Below are 19,452 nucleotides of genomic sequence, written 5' to 3'. Positions count from 1 at the left end.
AGTAGGGGAGCAGCAATGATTAAACTGAAACAGGCGCTAAGCCAGCTGATTTTTATGGGACGCTGGCTTCAGGCGCCCTTATACTTGGGCCTGTTATGTATTTTGGGGGCCTATGTTTATCGATATATTATCGAATTATTTCATTTGATTTCACACATCAATGGACTTGATGACACCGAAATTATGCTAGGGGTACTTGATCTAATTGATGTGGTGATGATAGCCAATTTGCTAATCATGGTGATCATGGGGGGCTATGAAACCTTTGTGTCGCATTTACAGCTTCATGCCCATCCCGATCAGCCGGAATGGCTGGGCGAACTGGATGCGGGCGCAATGAAAATTAAATTGGCCTTGTCACTGGTGGGAATTTCATCTATTCATTTATTGCGCACATTTATTGATCCGACCAAACATGGAAATGATACCATCATGTGGCAGGTTGTTATTCATCTGACCCTGCTCGTGTCGGTTCTGGGAATTGCCTTTACCAATCGTCTGCTGTTTAAAAGCAGGTGACCCAAAATCCTCTCTCCCTCAGGGAGAGAGTTAGAGAGAGGGTTTAAAATTATCCCCCATCTCACTGCCATTAAGTTGAGCTCAATTGTATATTGAACTGTCATCCCCGCGAAGTGTTGCATAACTGAAGATAAGTAAACATGAAAACCGTCTTTGCGAGCATTAGCGAAGCAATCCAGATCCTGGCTTTGTTCAGGTTTCGATCTGGATTGCTTCACTTTGTTCGCAAAGACGGCAGCTAAGTTGCTTGGCTCTACTTACGCAACACTGTATATAAGTACCGGGAATTCAAAAGATTAGGCAAGCGCTACATCCTGACGGAAGGGGTCGGCAATCACCGTGTTGGTGTCCACTTGCTCCAGGGCATGGCAGTAATTCTGGCGTTTCACGGGATCCTGTTCTTTGGCACAACGTTCCTGGTAAACAGTAATCATGGCATCATCTTTGGGTGCAGCAAAAGAAACTACAGGAAGTAAACATAAGATTAATGCGATCTTTTTCATAAAGAAATACCCTTTGGCTGGTTGCTAAAACCCGTCTATAATAACAGGTTAAATTCATTCCCGATAGATGTAATTTAATAAATATTGTAAGATATTCTTACAGCTCTATGGCCTGTGCATATTGTTTCGTATGCAATGAAGCACTTCCTGGATGTCACTATCCAAAGGAATGACATGGGCTGAATTTTTTAGCCAGTGAATCTGAATATGGGGTTGTCCGGCAAACCGAGCTGCCACTTTATGAGAGGAAATCACTTTATCATGGCAGCCAAGAAAAACATCCGTCGGGCAGCATGGCAGGCTAAAATTGAAGTTACGGATAAGGCTTAAAATTTCAACAATCGTATTAAGCGGCAACTGGCGATAGGCAATTTCACAGCTCGAAGGCTTCAATATATTGCCAGCGGCACTTCGCAGGCGGATAAATCCCATCTTCCGTAAAACTCTGGCAAGATGAAGGGTTTTCGACAAGGTATAGGGTAAATCAAGTGCTGGCGCCAATAAATAAAGATGGTGGAGTTTGAATTCAAAACCCAGATGACAGGCTAGCAATCCGCCGAGAGAAAGTCCTAAGACATCAACCTGCTCGTATTCATCTATCAGTTTTGCACAAACGTCCTTGACGTACTCCAGCCAATCGGCTGCCTTTATGCCGCCAAACTCGGCAAGATTGCTGGCATGGCCAGGGAGAATGGGGATTACTATGGCATCATAGCCTTCAAAACCGGCTGAAAGTTCCCTGAATACGGCCGGAGAAGAGGAAAAGCCGTGTAGAACCAGCAAGGCTTTCTGTTTGTGTCCATTTCGTCGATCAACGGCCTTTAACAATGCGGCTTGCTCTGGTTTCAATACCGATAACTGCACCCCCTGCCGCATACAACGAAAATCATCGAGATTCATAATGGACCTTGCTCAAAAATTGAAAAGAAAGTGTAAACACTATTCTTTACCGACTTTTTTAATAAATAGTTTGGTATAGTGAATCATACAAGTTTTACCCGCTTTCTCAAAGCGGCGCAAGCTTGGGTAGCTGCCTCTTGCGGCAGTTTATGCTATCTTTAGAAAGAAATGATTTTATTATAGGTGCTGATATGTCTGGTATGATCCCTTCAGGTGGTGCATCTTCTTCTGCGAATCAGCTTGATGGAATGATGGACCAAATGTCTCCCAGTGACGACAAAAATAAAGAGAAAAAAGAGCCCTGGCAGCAAATGATGGATGACATGAATGATATGGTTCAACAGTTTAACGGTATGCTCACTGATACTGTGACAGGCGGTCTAAGCAGCCTGACCGGCGGCAATAGCTTTGACCAGATGGCCTCGTCATTTAATTTAAGTCAGTCTAATAGTTCTTCATTCGGTAACGACGCTACGGCTGATTCCTCACTGGAATCCTCCGCGGGTATGGCTGCTGGTATGCTTTGATTAATTCGTAACTTCTCAGGTACGTCATCCTGAGCGTAGCGAAGGATCTTAAACGACTTGGAACTGAGCCGGCTTCAGGAGATCCTTCACTGTGTTCAGGATGACGTACCTGGGGAGTTACTAATCCGTTTGCGGGTCTAATTCAGGATTGCCATTAACAACCTGATTAATTCGGGTTTCCAGCGAATTAATAAACTGCGTGACCTGATGACGCTGTTGCTCCTGCTGACGCTGGCAGGTGATCAGCTCATGGCTAATATGAATGGCGGCCAGCAACAGATTCTGAAATTCATCCAATTGTCTGAACTTTTTCTTGTTAGCAAGCAACTGCTCATTTAATTTCTGACCGGCACGCTGTAAATTATCCACTTCGTGATCAGGACATTTTATTTCATAAGTCTTATTTAACAATCGAATTGAACAGGCTTTTGATGTAGTCATAGCAGATGCCTTGGCAATATTTCAGCGACATTCGGACAGTTTAACAATTTTGGTTTGTTCCAGCAAATCAGTTATTATAATCAGAATAAGAAGTAGAATAGAATTCAATCGTTTTTAATATTTATCTTCAGAGTTTAATTATGTCCAATGAATTTACCCACTTACGCCTCCCTGCCTATCAGACTTTTGACGAAAAAGTGTCCGTACTGAATTTACCGATTTCCAGCAGTGAGTTACATGGCGTTTTATGCGGTTATTTATGCGCTGGAGCGATTAGTGAAGGAGAAACCTACGTTCGGGCCCTAATGATCGACTACCGGAAAAACGAGGAAACCAAGCTGGCGGCGATGGCAATGTTTGATGTTTACTCAGTCAGTCATCATCAAATCAACAATATGGATTTTGATTTTCAGTTGCTGCTTCCCGATGAACATATTCCGCTAATCGATAGAGCGAAAGCGTTTAGCGAATGGTGTGAGGGATTTACCCAGGGCTTGACTATGGCTGGCATTGGATTAATGGAGCTAAAAGAAGAAGAGTCACAGGAAGCTTTGCAGCATCTTCAGGAATTTGCCGAACTGGATTATCAGTCGCTGGAAGTGGATGAAGATGATGAAAAAGCCTTAATGGAAGTCAGCGAATATGCCAGAATGGCTGTGCTTCGTCTTCATGGCGATTTAAATGAAAATCAATCGAATCGAGGATCCTCGACTAGTACGCATTAAGGATAGAGACGCATGATAAGCCAACAAGAATATCAGCAAAGACGCTGTCGCCTTGCGCAGGCATTACCGGCCAATAGCCTGGCTATTATCCCGGCTGCCGATGAATTATTGCGAAATGGTGATAGTCACTACCGTTTTCGGCAGGACAGCCATTTTTATTATCTGACCGGCTTTCAGGAGCCACAAGCCCTTCTGGTCATTATGGCAGGCAATGAAGGCGATACGCTGTTATTCAACCGCCCGCGCAACGCTGCTATGGAACAATGGACCGGCAAACGTCTGGGGCAGGAAGAGGCTGGCAGGGTTTTAGGGGTGAAACAGGCATTTGCCATTGAGGATTTAGAGCAGCGTCTGCCGGAGTTACTGCTGGGTCAAACGGCGGTCTATTATACTCTAGGGCGAAACCGGCATTATGATGAAATTATTCTAGAGGTGATTGATCGCCTGAAGAAGCAAATCAGACGAGGCATCGCTGCGCCTGAGGCCATTATTGATGTGGACTCGCTGATCAGTGAACTTCGCTTGTTCAAAAGCGAGGCAGAAATCAGCCTGATGCGCCGAGCGGCTGACATTTCGGTAGCAGCTCATAAAAAAGCCATGCAAAAATGCCGGCAGTTTGCTTATGAGTATGAGCTGGAAGCGGAGTTAATGCAGGAATTTATCAGCCAGGGATGTCGCAGTGTCGCCTACGATCCCATCGTGGGCTGCGGAGAAAATACTTGTATCCTTCATTATAACGATAACAATCAACCGCTTAAGCAGGGCGAACTGGTTTTAATTGATGCCGGCGGCGAATACCAGAACTATGCGGCCGATATCACAAGAACATTCCCTGTCAGCGGTCATTTTTCTTTAGAACAGCGAGCGGTTTACGAACTGGTATTAAAAGCACAGAAAGCTGGCGTGGCTTGCATTCGACCAGGATTGCCCTGGGTGGAAGTTCAGCAGATTATGGTTAGAATCTTAACGACCGGTCTGGTTGAACTGGGATTACTGGCGGGCGATGTCGACATATTGATTAAAGCTGAAGCTTATAAGCCTTTCTACATGCATAACTCCGGACATTGGCTAGGTCTTGACGTTCACGACTGCGGTGCATACAAAATCAATAATGACTGGCGTTTGCTGGAACCAGGCATGGTATTAACGGTTGAGCCTGGAATTTACATAAGCGCTGGCATGCCCGGTGTGGATGAGAAATGGTGGAATATCGGCGTCAGAATTGAGGACGATATTTTAGTGACCGCCACAGGCCATGAAAATCTGACGGCCGCATTACCGGTTGAGGTAGATGATATTGAACGCCTCATGCAAAGCTGAACAAGAGACTGACATTCTAATCGTTGGCGGCGGTCTGGCCGGCGCCGCTTTATTGCTGGCTTTGGCCAATTCGGGATATCGTTGTCTTCTGATTGAAGCCCAGTGCTTTTCTGACAGAATTAGTCCCGAGTTTGATGCGCGAACGCTGGCCTTATCGCCAGCCAGCATCCGTATCCTGCAAATGCTTCAGGTCTGGCCGCGCCTGCAGGAGTATGCCACCGCGATAGAGGCTATTTATGTGTCCGAGCAGTCGCATTTTGGTGGTACACGACTTTTAAAAAACAGTGAGGAGTCGCTTGGTTCTGTGATTGAAATGCAGCACATTAATCAGGCATTACACGCCATGCTCGACAAGCAAAGCATTCTTGCACCTGCCAGGCTGATTGACTGGGATAAGGAAGAGCAGATAGCTCGAATTCAGCAGGGCGAGCAAACTCGAGTGATTAAAGCCAGCTTGCTGGTGGCAGCCGATGGAATAAATTCGTCTGTAAGGCGGCTTTTAAATCTGCCAGCAGAGGTCAAAGACTACCACCAGGTTGCTGTGGCCGCGAATATTGGCCTGGCGCGATCGCATGCCCATTGCGCCTATGAGCGTTTTACTGCTACCGGCCCAATGGCCATGCTGCCAATGAGCGGGCAGCGCTCGTCTCTGATTTGGGCTATGCCGCCAGCCGCAGGGCAGGAGCTCATGGCGCTCGATGACAAGGCGTTTCTTTTGCGCCTGCAAAAAACATTTGGTTATAAGCTTGGCCGTTTCATCAAGGCGGGCAAACGTCATTTATTCCCGCTGCAGCAGGCCATTATGCCGTTACAAATCCAGTGGCCGGTAGTTTTTGTTGGTAATGCTGCGCATACCTTGCATCCTGTGGCAGGCCAAGGCTTTAATCTGGGATTGCGGGATGTAGCGACTTTAGCACAGTTAATTATCGAAAAGGGCCTTAATCCCCCCATGCTTGCAGCTTATCAATCGATGCGCCGCTATGATCAGAATGCGATAAGCTGGTTCACTGATGGCCTGGTTGAGTTGTTCACCAGTGGGTTGCCAGGAGTTGGTCTGGCCCGACGCATAGGGTTACTGGCAATGGATAACTCCCCTATCCTGCAAAAATTACTCACTTATCATGCGCGAGGCTTTTCAGGTCAGGTTCCTGATTTGGCCTGTGGGATTGCTTTAAATCACGAGAAAAATAATGACAGAATCGGTTGATGTATTGGTTGCCGGAGGCGGCGTTGTCGGATTGACCGCCGCTTTGGCAATGGCCAGGCGCCAATATCGGGTGGCTTTGCTTGATGCCAGAGAATTAAAGGCCTCTGAGGCGCCTGATCTGAGGGTCTACGCGGTTAATCAGGCATCTGAGCAGTTATTCAGGGTACTCGGTGTCTGGAGCGACATTCAGCAATCCCGGCACTCTCCTTATGAAGCCATGCATGTCTGGGAGGCCAAAGGGGCGGCCATTGACTTTAACTCTCGACTGGTGGGTGCCGATAAGTTAGGAACTATTATCGAAGAGGCGGTAATCAAAAATGCGCTGCTTAAGGCATTGCAACAATTACCCAATGTGCAATGCAACCCAGTCACTGAAATCATCGCCTTTGAACCTTCACCAGAAAAGATTTTAATTCACAGTAAAGCGAAAAGCTGGGAAAGCCAATTGTTAATCGTTGCCGATGGCGCTGAATCACCCTGCCGCAAACTCTTAAACGTAGACATTCACAATTGGTCCTATCATCAGCATGCATTGGTTGCCAGTGTACAAACCGAGCTGTCGCATCAGAAAACAGCCTATCAGATTTTTAATAGCGACGGTCCTCTGGCGTTTTTGCCGCTCAATACGTCTCAGCAGTGTTCTATTGTCTGGTCAACGACTCCTGCAAGAGCCCGGCAACTGAAAGAATTGCCAGAAGCTGAATTTAATCAGCAGTTAACGGCTGCCTTTCAGAACAAGCTAGGAAAAGTGGAAGTTATTAGCCAGCGATTTCAATTTCCCTTGCATATGCGCCACGTCAAACAATACGCAGGCGCGCATTGGATGCTGACTGGTGATGCTGCTCACACGATTCATCCATTAGCAGGACTTGGCTTGAATGTGGGATTACAGGATATCGCTGAATGGATAGCTATTGTTGACCGAAGCGGGAAAAAGGAATTCAGTAAGACAATGCTTGCCGAATATCAGCGGGCGCGCAAAGCCAGCGTCTGGCAGACTATTTTGCTGATGCAGGCGCTAAAAAGTGGTTTTGCCAATCCTTTGCCGCCATTTCGTTTATTACGGGAATTTGGCCTGAAGTTTTGCAATCAGGTTACCCCTTTAAAACGTTTGTTCATAGAACATGCCAACGGCAAGTGAAGCCTTCATGCTTTGACCTTGGATCACTGCCATTAAGTTAAGGAATTTGGTCATTCCCGCGAAGGCGGGAATCCATTCCTCAATTGGCATTATGGCTCGCTCAGAGATGGATCCCCGCCTTCGCGGGGAAGACAGCTTAATATACATTTGAGCTTAACTTAATGGCAGTGAGGCATGCAAGGCGAATAGCCAATGAGGGGTGATTCAGCTCTTTTTTCTGTATTGCTAGTAAATCATTCGGGAATATGGTTTAATTTTAAACATGAATCAGGCTAAGAGGATCAATGTTGAAGGTTTGGCAAGTATTGTCTGTCAGGTTATTACTGGCCCTTTTGCTCTGGAGTTCTTGCCACGCAGAAGCTACCCCGCCTCAAAGCCCGATTGATGACGTTTCTTTATATCGCTGGACAGCCAATCCCAATCAGGAAGCCTTACAGGTGAATGAGGCGAAAGCAAGGCTCGAGCAGGCCATTAATAATCCCGAATACATGCTCGATCACTGGATTGAGTTGCCGCTCTCTCCCGATGCCAAAAACAAAAAAGTACAGCATCTCAGTTTACGAGAGGCTATTTTGCTGGCTCTTCGCTACAATCCCAATATCCAGAGTGCGGAGCTGGATCGCATCATTCAGCGCTATCAATTACGTCTGGCCCATAATGAGTTTGAATTACAATACGCCCTTGCCGGTACCGCATCGATTGAAAAAAGCCGCTATGAAAGCGTGGGTTCTGCGGTAAATAAAAATCTCATGGCATCGCCGGAACTCGATTTAAAAACTAAACTGGGCACGCAATTGTCTCTGGGCATTGACAATAATGTTTCCAATTACAATAGCTATAGCCCGGTTCTGAATTTCTCAGTCACTCAACCCTTATTGCAGGGTTTTGGCAAGGCTGTGAATGAAGCGGGCCTGCTGGACGCTGTTGATGCCGAGCAGCTCAATAAAATAAACCTTCGACAATCCGTTATTGAGCAAATTACTCAGGTGATTACCGCGTACCGCAGTCTGATTGTCAGCGGGAATAATCTTGAAAATCAGCGCTATCAATTGGAGGAAGCGCGAAAAACCTTTGAAATGAATGAAAAGAAAATCAAAGCCGGGCAATTGGAACCGACTGCCAATATTCAGCAGTCTTATCAAATAGAGTCTTTGAATTTAATGGTTGAGCAGGCTATTAATGAGTTTGAAAATGCCAGCCAGGATTTGCTACAGGCGATCGGTCTGGATCCGGCCATGCGTTTAGCGGTTCCCAATGATATTAAAGTGGATAAAATTATAGTTCCTGACTTACAGGAATCCATTCGTCTGGCTTTGGAAAATAACAGCAATTATATTGCCCAGCAAATGCAGGTCAGGGCGGATGAGCGGGCTTACAAGGTGGCGCAAAATCAGCAGTTATGGCAGCTGGATGTGGGCGCTAATGTTCAGTCGGGCATGGTGACCGATGTGGATGGCAATAATGGTTTTCGCGGCATTTATAACGGACGCAACATTAATCAATCAGCGCGGGTGAGTTTAACGGTTCCCCTAAATGACATCAGTCGCCGCAGCCAGCTGGTTAATGCCAAAGTGAAGCTGGAGAAAGATCGTTTGAATCTGGTAGCGAGCAGAAGGGCTTTGATTACCACTATCACCAATACAATAACCACCATCCAAAGTCTGGCAAAACGCTATAAACTGGCTGAAAAGCAAGTGAAACTGGCTGCGCAATCCTATGCTTTGGAAAAAAAGAAATTGCAGGCGGGCATTGCCAGTGCTCTGGACGTCAGCAACACTCAAAATCAACTTATTCTGGCTCAATCCGGTTTAATTAGTGCTAAAATCGCTTACTTGAATCAATTGTCTACTTTGCAGCGTTTATTGGGCACGACATTAACGGAATGGAATATTCAACTCAGGTTTGGCGAATGAGATTTTTTAAATTAATAGTTTGTTGTTTTTTTCTGTCCTTGCTAAGTGGATGCAAAGAGGATTCGTCCACGGTTCAGCACTTGCAAAAGTTTGTAGTAAAATCGGAGCCCTTAAACAAAACACTGGCGTTTACCGGCACCATTCAGCCTTTGAAGGAAAATACCCTGAGCAGTTCTATGGACGCCATTATTGAAACCATGAATTTTCATTATGGCCAATTGGTTCACAAAGGAGACGTCGTTATTGTTTTAAATTCCAGCGAGCTGCAAAAGCAATACAATGACATTCTGACCGACTATCTGAAAGCCAAAGACAGCTATAACGTTGCTAAAGCCAAATTCACCGGCACACAGGAGCTTTGGGATGCGGGATTGCTGTCAAAAAATAACTATCTCAGTGAAAAATCCAGTCTCGATACGGCACGTATCACATTAATGCAGTCAACACGAAAGTTAAGTGAAATGCTGGAAAAAATGGATGACGGAGCCGATTTATCCAGTTTAAGTCTCGCCGAATTTGATAAAGTCAGGCAGGCATTAAGCACGAATCACAATTTAATCCGCATAAAGGCGCCGGCCACCGGTATTCTGCTGTATCCGCCGAAAAGCGGTGATGATAAAAGCGGGCGTTTGTCGGTAGGTTCTGCTGTCAAATCAGGTCAGGCCATTGGTTTGATTGGCGACATGAGCGGCATTAGCGTCGAAATTGATGTTCCGGAAGTCGATATTGATAAAATACATCCCGGCATGAAAGCCAGTGTTTCCGGCGTGGCATTAGGGCAGGAAGTGCTGCATGGCGAATTGGTTGCTGTCAATGCACAGGCAACGGCAAATGGCGGCGCCCTTCCTTCTTTTAGCGCGATTGTGGAAGTCAAAAATTTAAGCAAAGAACAACAGGCTTTGATCAAAGTGGGAATGAGCGCTTCCATTGAACTGGCTGTGGATGAAGAAAAACAATTGCTGATTCCGATTGCCGCGGTATCACGGGAAAATGGCCGAAGCGTGGTTCAATTGCATAATCCGGATGGGGTAATCAGCAAGCAGCCGATAGCGACCGGGGCGACCCAAATGGATAAAGTGAGTGTGGTTGCTGGTTTAAAGGAAGGGGATATTATCGTCTATGACTAGCCCTGTTCTAATGCGAATGGACAATCTGAGTAAGCAATATACCATTGGTGGAGTTAGCAGCCGCGTACTCAAATCGATCTCGCTTACAGTAAGGCGAGGTGAGCTGCTGGCTGTGGTGGGTGCCTCAGGTTCTGGTAAATCGACTCTGATGAACATTATGGGCTTACTGGATAAAGCGGATGAGGGGGATTATTATCTCAATCAGCAATCGGTAGCGGAATTATCAGAAAATGATTTGGCCATTCATCGCAACCGCAATATAGGGTTTGTCTTCCAGCAGTTTAATTTATTGCCTCGTTTCAGCGCCCGACAGAATGTCGCGCTACCGCTAAGTTATCGCGCAGTTGCAGCGGCAGAATCACAGGAGCTGGTGACAGCGGCCCTGGCACGCGTCAGTATGGAGAAATTTGCCCATCATAAGCCCGGCCAGCTGTCCGGCGGGCAACAGCAGCGCATCGCCATTGCCAGGGCTTTGGTTACTGAACCGGAGGTTATTTTAGCGGATGAGCCAACCGGCGCACTGGATTCCAAAACAGGAACGGAAGTGATGAATTTGTTTCTGGCGCTTCATGCTGAAGGCAGAACGATTATCATGGTAACCCATGATGAGCATATCGCAGCCCAGTGCCAGCGGCGTATTGTTCTTTCCGATGGTGAGATTGTTGGATGAACTGGCTTACTCATTTTCAACAGGCTCTGGTGAATCTGACTGCCTCCAAGATGCGTTCCTTTCTGGCTGTATTGGGAGTTCTGGTGGGTACGGCTGCCATTGTCGCACTAATCAGCTGTGGGCAGCTAGCCACTGAAAAAGCATTGGAGCAGTTTAAGGCATTAGGCACCGATTTGCTGGCGGCTACCGTGTTTCAGAAGGAGCGGGGTCAGTCTACTATTCAATCAGAGCTGCCCTTGTCCTTCTGGCGCAGCTTGCCATCCACTGTGCCGTCCATTCTGAAAATTGCACCTTATGCCACGGCCTATCAACCGGTCAGCTTTAATGGACGCCCCTTACAAAGTGCAATTATTGGTGCCGATGACAGCCTGGCTGATATTATTCATATCAAGCTGGAACGCGGCTACTTCGTATCATTTCTCAGTACTTTCGAGCATTTCTGTGTCATTGGCGATGATCTGGCCCGCCAAATCCGTGAAATAACATTTGACGATCCGATTGGTAAAAAAATTCGCATTGGCAATTCGCTGTATACGATTATTGGGGTGGTGCAGCGATGGCAGGAAAATGGATTCTTCAACGAAGATGTCAATCATTCAGTGATTGTGCCGGTGGCTGGTATTTCCTTAATCAGCAAGGATAGCAAGGTAAATAACGCGGTGATGTTATTAAAGCCTGAGAGTGATATTGACCTGGTCATCAGTCAGATAAAACAGCAGGTGGAATCGCAGGCTCCACGCCTGACTTTATTCACTCGCAGCGCCAAACAGATTATTGCCAGCATGGAAAGTCAGGGGCAGATTTTTACCCTGTTATTGGCCGTTATTGGTGGTATATCGCTCCTGGTAGGCGGAATCGGGGTGATGAATGTGATGCTGGTTTCAGTCAGTGAGCGCAAAAAAGAAATCGGGATACGCAAGGCGGTAGGGGCGAAAAACAGTGAAATACAGAATTTGTTTCTGGTTGAATCGGTTTTGCTTTCATTCCTTGGCGGTGGCCTGGGCGTATTGCTGGGGCTTGTATTTACCCGCGTTGTCGCCTATTTTAGCGACTGGACTTTTATCCTGCACAGCCTGCCGCCATTGGCGGGCTTCGCCGTCTCAGTCGCTACAGGTATCTTTTTTGGCTTTTATCCGGCTAGGCGGGCATCTAAGCTTGAACCCATCATGTCTTTACGCAGCGAATAAATCTTAGAGTTCAAGGGCAAGCGCAATACCCTGGCCTCCCCCAATACATAAGGTGACCAAGCCCTTTTTCAAATGATCCCTGGCCATTGAATAAAGCAAGCGCGTAGTCAGGATAGCGCCTGTCGCACCAATTGGATGCCCATGCGCAATGGCGCCGCCATCGACATTGACAATGGATTCGTCAAGGCCCAGTTCGCTCATCACCGTCACGCTGATAGCGGCAAAGGCTTCATTAATTTCTACCCGTTCCACTTCGGCTAATTTCCAGCGTGAACGTTCCAATGCCTGCTTGACCGCAGGTACAGGACCAATGCCAAACTCCCCTGGCTCAACGGCAGCAATGCCATAGGCAACAATTCTTGCCATAGGCTCTAATTGATAGCGTTCCACAGTCTTCGCATTAGCGATAATCATGGCCGCCGCGCCTGAATTTAAACCAGGTGCGTTACCCGCTGTGATCGTGCCTTCAGGACGAAACGCCGGCTTTAATTTGGCAAGAATTTCCAAAGTAGTGTCTGCGCGGTTATGTTCATCCTGTTGAAATAATTCGATTCCCTTGCGGGAGCCAATTTCAACCGGAACGATTTCCTTTTTGAAATCACCTGCCTGCTGGGCTCTGGAGAAGCGTTGCTGGGAGCGTAAAGCCCAGGCATCCTGCTGTTCGCGTGATATTTGATATTTGCTGGCTAAATCTTCAGTATGCCATCCTGAGTGCTGACCTGAGAAAATATCGTGCAGGCCATCCAGCAGCACACTGTCTCGAACTTTACCATCACCGAGCCGGTAACCCCAGCGGGCTGACGGTAATAAGTAGGGGCCGAGATCCATATTTTCCATGCCGCCGGCCACAGCACAGTCAATATTACCGCTAATGATTTCAAGATAGGCGGAAACAATAGCCTGAGCGCCAGATCCACACACCCGATTGACCGTAAAAGCCGGAACCTGAACAGGCAAGCCGCCTTTAATACTCGCCTGTCGTGCCGGATTCATGCCGGCGCCAGCCTGAACCACCTGCCCCATAACCACGGTCTGGATTGTATCGGAATCTAATGCGGCACGCCGCAGGCTTTCCCGAATAACCACCGCTCCCAGATCGGGAGCGGGTGTATTCTTCAGGCTGCCATTAAATGTACCAATTGCTGTGCGCACCGGCGCACAGATAAACACGTCGCTGGACATAATGTTCTCTCTTAGTGTACTTTGGTTTTCACCGGGCTTTTACCCAGCAGCCAATGTGGATTGACTTCCAATTCAGCAGCGACGATATCGACTAGCTTAATATCGAACAGGCTGCCGTTGAGCAGTTCTTGAGCGGTGAATGAGGGCAATTTAAAAATCTTCGCGACAGCTTTGACGCGTTCTTTGTACATACAGGGAACGCCAATAGCATCCAGCTCTCGATTCAATCGTTCCGAAAATTGTTTGTTAGACATGTTTCACCTCCATCATTTCAAGTTAAATCCTGTTAACAGGTAATACTTGGATATAAAGCACCATGACTACAAACTGCATTGCAGAACAGCCTCCAGAGGCTGGTTCTACACGACTAAACTTCTTTTAAATTCTTCCTTGAGTATTAGTGAATCAATTTGTACTTAGTTATTATAGACTATATATTTTTTTAGTTGTCCAGATTAGTTTTTTCTCAATATCCTTCATATTGTCGCTGGATCTCACCTGCGTACTGGGTGATGGAAAGACGCCCTATGTAAGCTGCTAGAAAAACCTTCAGGCAAAAACTGCTGCAAGCTCTCGCGGGTGGTTCAAAAGAAAATGAGGGTGATGGCGTTTTAATGCTTCCTCGTTGTTAACTCCCCAGCAAACGGCACAGCTTCGTATGCCAGCGGCCAAGGCGGCCTCAATATCGCGGATCTCATCGCCGATATAGATGACGTCTGAATGAGACATGTTTTTATTTTTAAGCAAAGCTTTTAAACCAGAGGCTTTATTAAAGACCGTATACAGACTGGAAATGGACTCAAAATAGTGGCTAATTTGATGATGCTTTAAAAAGTGTTGAATATTTTTAGCGGAATTGGAGGAGACAATATGTAAATGATGGCCTTGTTCGCATAAGTCCTTTAATATCTCCCCCATCTGATCAACGAGTCCTATGGAGTGCAAATTTCGCTTGAAATCTCTGCGAATAGAATAGATCAGATACAAAAACTGCAGTTTGCCGACGTTCATGCGAGTGAGTATGTCTCTAAAGGACATACCTCTGAGTGTTTCCAGTTCTATTGGATAAGGAACCGTCTGCCGAAGCTTTTCCAAGAGCATCGGAGCGGAATCGGCAATAGTGCCATCAAAATCTATAAGCAAATGCATAAAGCGATTCATTAATTCGGATAACCAACTATCACACCCTTCAAAATTTATAGCAAGTGCTATCCCACACTGGGTTTATAATCCGATTCAAATTCCTTAACGCGCTCCTCAGCGGATTCAAACATTTGATTCATTTCCTTTTGCGAAGAGGTTTCAAGCTTTCTGATACTGGTCATAAGACCTTGAGAAGTTTCAATAATTTTCTTGTCGTCTGAATTATCATAAGTCTTGCGTAAGTCATCGAGCTCTTCTTTAGAATTACAGGCGGCGATTTTTTCCTTGTAGGCATCCAGAATGCCGCGTTTTAAAGCATCCCCGCGTAAACCATGTAACTCAGCCTTAACCAGGATCATCCCTTCAGCAGCGGCTGCCTTATTATACAAGTGATGTCTGCCTCCATTAGCTCCATGCGCATAACTATGACTGATACTGGCCAGTGCTTTCTGGTCAAAAAATGCGGCCTCTTTTACAATATTCGGGAGTATATGAGAGGCTTCTCGTGCATTGGTTTTGGCTCTGATGCTGTTTTCATTTGCCAGAATATACTGTGCTACATAAGGCCAGTCGGCTTTAGCATAATGTTGGCTGAGAAAAGGCTTTCCCGGGGTGTGATGTCGAATATTCTTTAATAAGTCTTGTTCAAAGCTACTGCTTGCCTCATGACTTTTAACCAGCGCCTTATCATTATAGACAAAAAGGCGATCGGCAATAGATTGCTTGAGATTGTTCTCGGTAAACGCGGCATCCCAGGTTTCAAACCCTTCGGGTTGGAAGGCCTTCTCACGCTTATTCCCGGGAACGGTTTTGTAGCTTCCTTCAATCCCCGACATAATGGCATGAGCATCGGTAGCCGCGATACAACCTTCATCGGTTATGCGATCACCTTTCACCCAGTCATTGCCCTCATAGGAAAATGGATCCCAGGCAAATATTTTGCAGCGGCAATAACCCTTAAATTGTTCATGCTCTGCTGCGGATTCGGCAAATTCTTCTGCTTTTGATAATTGTCCCAGATCTGAAAATGGCTGCCCGCTATACAATTTCTTGTCGCCATTTTCTCCTCCGGAGTTACGAACGCGAAGCAGTGTATTGCCGACATTCACATCGGCAACCACATCACTTTTCCAGCCATCCAGCCAGACACAGCCAATATGTTCCCATTCTGGATGTGCTTTTAAAGTGGCGGTGATTGCTTCCTGAAGATTGGGTATAGTTCTTCCGGCAAACGCGCCTGCAAATACGCCATTGCCGATGCCTGGTATTGTAACCAGGGCTTTGCGCCCTTCCTGTTTCCCCAATTCATTGGCTTGGGCAAACATGATTTCCAAACGTTCCATGTAGACTTCATTGTACTTGTCCTGATTAATGACTTTCGTCCCATCCTCTTTGGTATCAATAATTCTTGGTGCATCGACTGGATTGGATCTTTCATCGAGAATGGCTCCGGGCACGCAAAGTAAATGCACTTTGTGCGGATTATCTGCGTATCGGGCATCTCCCTGGATTTGTTTATTTGAATGGCGGCCATTATCATAAACGGTGGCATTTTCAATGACTGAGCCCACTGTGCTCAAAATTTTAAACTCAGCTGCATTCCAGGCCTGGTTGTCACCAATTTTTACCCGTTCTGCAAAAATCCAGTTTTTTCTGGTATTCATTATCAGTTGGGCAAAGTCTTCAATTTTTAGTGAGCCAATTTTTTTCAAATCTTCAGGAGAAAACGCCTTGCCAGGGTTGTACTCTTCTTGGCCTTCAGCTAAAAAATAGTTAATAGCCGCTCTCATATGAATCCCAGGCTCTGCTTTGCCCTGGGCTAATTGCTGTTGATATTCCTGGATGGCATCAAATGATTTTTTACTAATCAAATAACGCTGCCGTCCGTTATTAGGCATAAATTTTTGGGGTTGTCGGGTTGGCATAGGTTGTTTTAAATGATTAATTAATAATCTTTATTGTAGTGCAAATCTAAGCCTGGGGTTTGCTTTCGTTACGGAATGCTTATAGTATGCTCAAGAACGCCTGGAGAATGCGGGAGGGTCGATTTTTGATGGATTGAATTGACCTCACTGCCCTGATTATTAACGATATGTCGAATACCCGTATTCTCATGACCCCCAAGCCAGAAAGTGAGCATATACTGCAGGTCAAGCGGCCGAGTAGGCGGTGCTTCGATGGCATTTTCGAGATAAATATTGTCCGACTCAGTAAAATGACTGTAAATCCCAATGCCAAAAGCCTGATGAGATAAAACGGAGTTATCAATCTTGTAGGAGGCAAAACCATCGCTTAATCCATTTCGCCATTCTTCCTGATTGGGGGGATCATTGGGAAGTTCGGATTGATAATGGATTACCTTAGCATTATTACCCTTCCAGATGGTTTGGTATTTCTGAAAATGTTCGACCTGTAAATTGTACATGATTACATTATTGCCATCGACAATAATGCCAGTATCGGCCTTGTTAACAAACCAGCCGACATTGGGGCCGTGATCGGCGCGCCAAAGCCAGAGGTTATCGGCTATGACATCATCGCTGTTGACTTCGATACAGGTTTCACTCTGACCGGGAAATGAGAGACCGCCGATGCGGCAAAATATATCATAAAGGAATATGGGATTATCAGCATGCGACAAACCGCTTGTTTCTGCGCCTATCTGTAATAACGTAGTCGAGAATAAAGGGCCTGCCTCCAGTAAGATTCCAGCCAGCTGTACGCCGTCCACATCTGCGACCGCGAGGATAGGTTTACCGGTATCATTAACCAGAGAGGGAAAACCCAGACCAAAAATAATCGTATTGGCCTGAGTAACGTGTACGGTATCTTCAAGATGATAAATACCTGGCGTGAGTATAAGGCATTCATGACTAAGTAATGCCGCATTTAATTGCGCCGCAGTGACGTTTGGAAATGCAATAAAGCATTGACGCACGGGAATTATTTTTCCCTCTGCCTCCCAGTCTGTTCCAGATGAATTTTTTTGCAGACTCCGTAAATTAAGTGCAAACTCATTGCTGTCGGTCTTGTAAAACAAATACGGTTTTTCTTTGATCACCGGTGATCTCTCAATAACCACATAAGCGGGATCAGGCCATTCACCGCTGGGAATAAGACCAGTAACCCCTGAAAAAACCATATTCAGAAGGCCGCCCTCCCAGTTGGTAAAACTGGAGTTTCGTGTTAGCCATTGTTTTTGGGTACCCGCATAGACGGTCTTGTCAATCAGGGAGTCAGCGATAAATCCCCCACTGGAATAACCTAAATCAAAAAGGCGCAGAGAGCCCTGGACTATATGAATTCGCCGTAGAAAAGTCGCCTGTGCTGCCGCCCAGACATTTTGATCATGGGGGACGGTTTCGGGATAACTCAAGGAACCCAGGGTGGGCAGAATCGCCATATTTTCAGCCCCGCGCCAGAAATTAGTAGTGGCGCCAGGGCCTTGCTCTGGATGGTTAGCATCTATTGGCGATTTATCCTGGGTACGCACCGCACCGATAAGAAGCACTTGATCGGGTGATTTGCCGAGTCCCAGTACATGAGTATAATAGCCAACGCGCACATCAATATGTTCATCGCCTCCATAAATACCAGGCATAAACAACAGGGCATAGCGTTCAACACCGAATTCATTGAAGCGTTGTTCCTCATAAATCAATTGAATCAGTCGATTGATCTCGATGGATTTCATAGAGGTATCGAAAATATAAACATTCGGGCCAAAAGGATTGGAGGGGATGTCCGCATGAGCGGCTCCGAAGTGCAAAGCGAAAACAAGCGGAAAAAGTATTCTCCACATTAATTCCGTCTCCTTGTTTTCGAGATCACTTGTTTAGTATAGACTGTCCGCTGCTCTCTCAGTGGTTTACACTGCAAGTTAATAATAATCATTCGTATAATACGATCTGATTCTCTCTGTTGTGCAAATGGCTAAGGAGAAAATGTGTTTAAAGGGTACATGGTAGTTATTGGCTGCTCAGCGGGCGGCTTGAATGCGTTAAAAGGACTTATTTCCAATCTGCCGGCAGATTTTCCTGCCGCGGTCATTGTTGTAAAACATATTCAACCTGGCAGTAACCTGTTGCCTGGATTAATCTCCCGTTTTAGCAAGCTGCCAGTGATTACACCCATGCCGAATCAACCTCTTGAAGCAGGTCATATTTTTGTGGCGCCCTCTGATTACCATATGACAATTGTTGATGGCAAAATTCATCTGGATGCAGGACCAAAAATTAATCACGCACGCCCGGCAATTGACCCTTTATTTTGCTCTGCTGCCCTATATAATGGCCCCGCAACGATAGGCGTGGTGCTGAGTGGGATGCTCGATGACGGAAGCACGGGGCTTGCAATTATCAAAGAAAGGGATGGAGTGGCCATTGCCCAGGATCTTTCTGAGGCGGAGTATCCTGACATGCCTGAAAATGCAATGAAAAATGCCTCTATTGATTATTGCTTGCCAGCTAATGAAATAGCCGTTGTATTGGGTGGCCTGGTTCAAAGGCCTTTGGAAAAGTTACCCAATAATACCAATGCCATATTGATTACGAAAGAGTGTAAGTTAAACAAAGTTAATCCGAGGGAAAAGGCGACGGATTTAAGAAAAATAGCACAGCCTTCCCCATATGGTTGTCCTGACTGCGGAGGGGTACTGTGGAAAATTGATGATTCGCCGGAGAGATACCGTTGCCGGGTTGGCCACGCCTATGGTGTTGATAGCTTATTAAATGGAATGGAGGAAAGTATTGAGGAGGCCTTGTGGGCTGCACTATGCGCCCTGGAAGAAAAAGAGCAGCTTGCCATGACTATCGCTGACAAGGCAGCACGTGAAAACTCGGGGAACACCAGCTATTTTAAAAATAAAGCTGAGCAAGTACAACGGCATGTAAAAGTTATAAAAAAAATTCTGAATGAAAAAATTAACTAATTAGTGATTGTAGTATT

At 46.1% G+C, this 19,452-nt stretch carries 19 protein-coding genes; 11 read left to right on the top strand and 8 right to left on the bottom strand.

The window, feature by feature from the left end; all coding sequences use genetic code 11:
- Positions 1 to 15 precede the first annotated feature (15 nt).
- Positions 16 to 519, top strand: a complete 504-nt coding sequence (locus B1207_RS04055) for a TIGR00645 family protein (RefSeq protein WP_058506996.1) — start codon at positions 16 to 18, stop codon at positions 517 to 519.
- Between the two features lie 296 nt (positions 520 to 815).
- On the opposite strand, the gene B1207_RS04050 is transcribed toward B1207_RS04055, so the two are convergent.
- Together B1207_RS04050 and B1207_RS04045 are read right to left on the bottom strand one after the other, a co-directional pair.
- Positions 816 to 1,022, bottom strand: coding sequence for a hypothetical protein (locus B1207_RS04050; protein ID WP_112218724.1), 207 nt, complete (start codon positions 1,020 to 1,022; stop codon positions 816 to 818).
- Between the two features lie 105 nt (positions 1,023 to 1,127).
- Positions 1,128 to 1,922, bottom strand: coding sequence for an alpha/beta hydrolase (locus tag B1207_RS04045; protein ID WP_112218723.1), 795 nt, complete (start codon positions 1,920 to 1,922; stop codon positions 1,128 to 1,130).
- A 191-nt stretch (positions 1,923 to 2,113) separates the two neighbouring features.
- Here B1207_RS04045 and B1207_RS04040 point away from each other — a divergent pair, with 191 nt between their 5' ends.
- Positions 2,114 to 2,449, top strand: coding sequence for a hypothetical protein (locus tag B1207_RS04040; RefSeq protein ID WP_146740010.1), 336 nt, complete (start codon positions 2,114 to 2,116; stop codon positions 2,447 to 2,449).
- Positions 2,450 to 2,569: 120 nt separating this feature from the next.
- On the opposite strand, the gene B1207_RS04035 is transcribed toward B1207_RS04040, so the two are convergent.
- Positions 2,570 to 2,890, bottom strand: a complete 321-nt coding sequence (locus B1207_RS04035; RefSeq protein ID WP_058507000.1) for a cell division protein ZapA — start codon at positions 2,888 to 2,890, stop codon at positions 2,570 to 2,572.
- A 140-nt stretch (positions 2,891 to 3,030) separates the two neighbouring features.
- Between B1207_RS04035 and B1207_RS04030 the strand changes: the two genes are divergently transcribed.
- The 8 genes from B1207_RS04030 to B1207_RS03990 all read left to right on the top strand — a co-directional run bounded on the left by B1207_RS04030 (position 3,031) and on the right by B1207_RS03990 (position 12,180).
- Positions 3,031 to 3,615, top strand: coding sequence for a UPF0149 family protein (locus B1207_RS04030; protein WP_112218721.1), 585 nt, complete (start codon positions 3,031 to 3,033; stop codon positions 3,613 to 3,615).
- A gap of 12 nt (positions 3,616 to 3,627) precedes the next feature.
- Positions 3,628 to 4,935 (top strand): Xaa-Pro aminopeptidase, encoded by a 1,308-nt coding sequence (gene pepP, locus B1207_RS04025; protein WP_112218720.1) that lies wholly within the window; start codon positions 3,628 to 3,630, stop codon positions 4,933 to 4,935.
- Entirely contained in the window at positions 4,913 to 6,142 is a 1,230-nt protein-coding gene (locus B1207_RS04020; RefSeq protein ID WP_253255779.1) for an FAD-dependent monooxygenase, read from the top strand. Before pepP ends, B1207_RS04020 begins: the two co-directional genes overlap by 23 nt.
- Complete coding sequence (locus B1207_RS04015) at positions 6,126 to 7,283, top strand: FAD-dependent oxidoreductase (RefSeq protein ID WP_112218718.1); 1,158 nt, start codon at positions 6,126 to 6,128, stop codon at positions 7,281 to 7,283. The genes B1207_RS04020 and B1207_RS04015 overlap by 17 nt, the downstream gene beginning before the upstream one ends.
- Positions 7,284 to 7,567: 284 nt before the next feature.
- Positions 7,568 to 9,196 carry a TolC family protein gene (locus B1207_RS04005; RefSeq protein WP_112218716.1) on the top strand — a complete coding sequence of 543 codons (1,629 nt, stop codon included), beginning with the start codon at positions 7,568 to 7,570 and terminating at the stop codon, positions 9,194 to 9,196.
- Positions 9,193 to 10,323, top strand: coding sequence for an efflux RND transporter periplasmic adaptor subunit (locus B1207_RS04000; RefSeq protein ID WP_112218715.1), 1,131 nt, complete (start codon positions 9,193 to 9,195; stop codon positions 10,321 to 10,323). Before B1207_RS04005 ends, B1207_RS04000 begins: the two co-directional genes overlap by 4 nt.
- A complete protein-coding gene (locus tag B1207_RS03995; protein ID WP_112218714.1) occupies positions 10,316 to 10,993 on the top strand; it encodes an ABC transporter ATP-binding protein in 678 nt (225 codons plus the stop codon). The genes B1207_RS04000 and B1207_RS03995 overlap by 8 nt, the downstream gene beginning before the upstream one ends.
- Positions 10,990 to 12,180 (top strand): ABC transporter permease, encoded by a 1,191-nt coding sequence (locus B1207_RS03990; RefSeq protein WP_112218713.1) that lies wholly within the window; start codon positions 10,990 to 10,992, stop codon positions 12,178 to 12,180. The genes B1207_RS03995 and B1207_RS03990 overlap by 4 nt, the downstream gene beginning before the upstream one ends.
- A gap of 3 nt (positions 12,181 to 12,183) precedes the next feature.
- Here B1207_RS03990 and B1207_RS03985 read toward each other — a convergent pair whose 3' ends face one another.
- The 5 genes from B1207_RS03985 to B1207_RS03965 all read right to left on the bottom strand — a co-directional run bounded on the left by B1207_RS03985 (position 12,184) and on the right by B1207_RS03965 (position 18,307).
- Entirely contained in the window at positions 12,184 to 13,362 is a 1,179-nt protein-coding gene (locus B1207_RS03985) for a thiolase family protein (RefSeq protein ID WP_112218712.1), read from the bottom strand.
- Between the two features lie 11 nt (positions 13,363 to 13,373).
- Entirely contained in the window at positions 13,374 to 13,616 is a 243-nt protein-coding gene (locus B1207_RS03980; protein WP_058507009.1) for a hypothetical protein, read from the bottom strand.
- 295 nt (positions 13,617 to 13,911) lie between these two features.
- Complete coding sequence (locus B1207_RS03975; RefSeq protein WP_172458116.1) at positions 13,912 to 14,511, bottom strand: HAD family hydrolase; 600 nt, start codon at positions 14,509 to 14,511, stop codon at positions 13,912 to 13,914.
- A gap of 59 nt (positions 14,512 to 14,570) precedes the next feature.
- On the bottom strand, positions 14,571 to 16,430 hold the full coding sequence (locus B1207_RS03970; RefSeq protein WP_112218710.1) for a hypothetical protein: 1,860 nt from the start codon (positions 16,428 to 16,430) through the stop codon (positions 14,571 to 14,573).
- Positions 16,431 to 16,498: 68 nt separating this feature from the next.
- Entirely contained in the window at positions 16,499 to 18,307 is a 1,809-nt protein-coding gene (locus tag B1207_RS03965) for a coagulation factor 5/8 type domain-containing protein (protein ID WP_112218709.1), read from the bottom strand.
- A 144-nt stretch (positions 18,308 to 18,451) separates the two neighbouring features.
- On the opposite strand from B1207_RS03965, the gene B1207_RS03960 reads away from it, so the two are divergent.
- On the top strand, positions 18,452 to 19,435 hold the full coding sequence (locus B1207_RS03960; RefSeq protein WP_146740009.1) for a chemotaxis protein CheB: 984 nt from the start codon (positions 18,452 to 18,454) through the stop codon (positions 19,433 to 19,435).
- Positions 19,436 to 19,452 lie beyond the last annotated feature (17 nt).

Source organism: Legionella quinlivanii (assembly GCF_003265995.1).
GTDB lineage: Bacteria > Pseudomonadota > Gammaproteobacteria > Legionellales > Legionellaceae > Legionella_C > Legionella_C quinlivanii_A.
The sequence above is the reverse complement of the archived record's forward strand: the minus strand, read 5'-3'. Positions and strand labels throughout refer to the sequence as shown.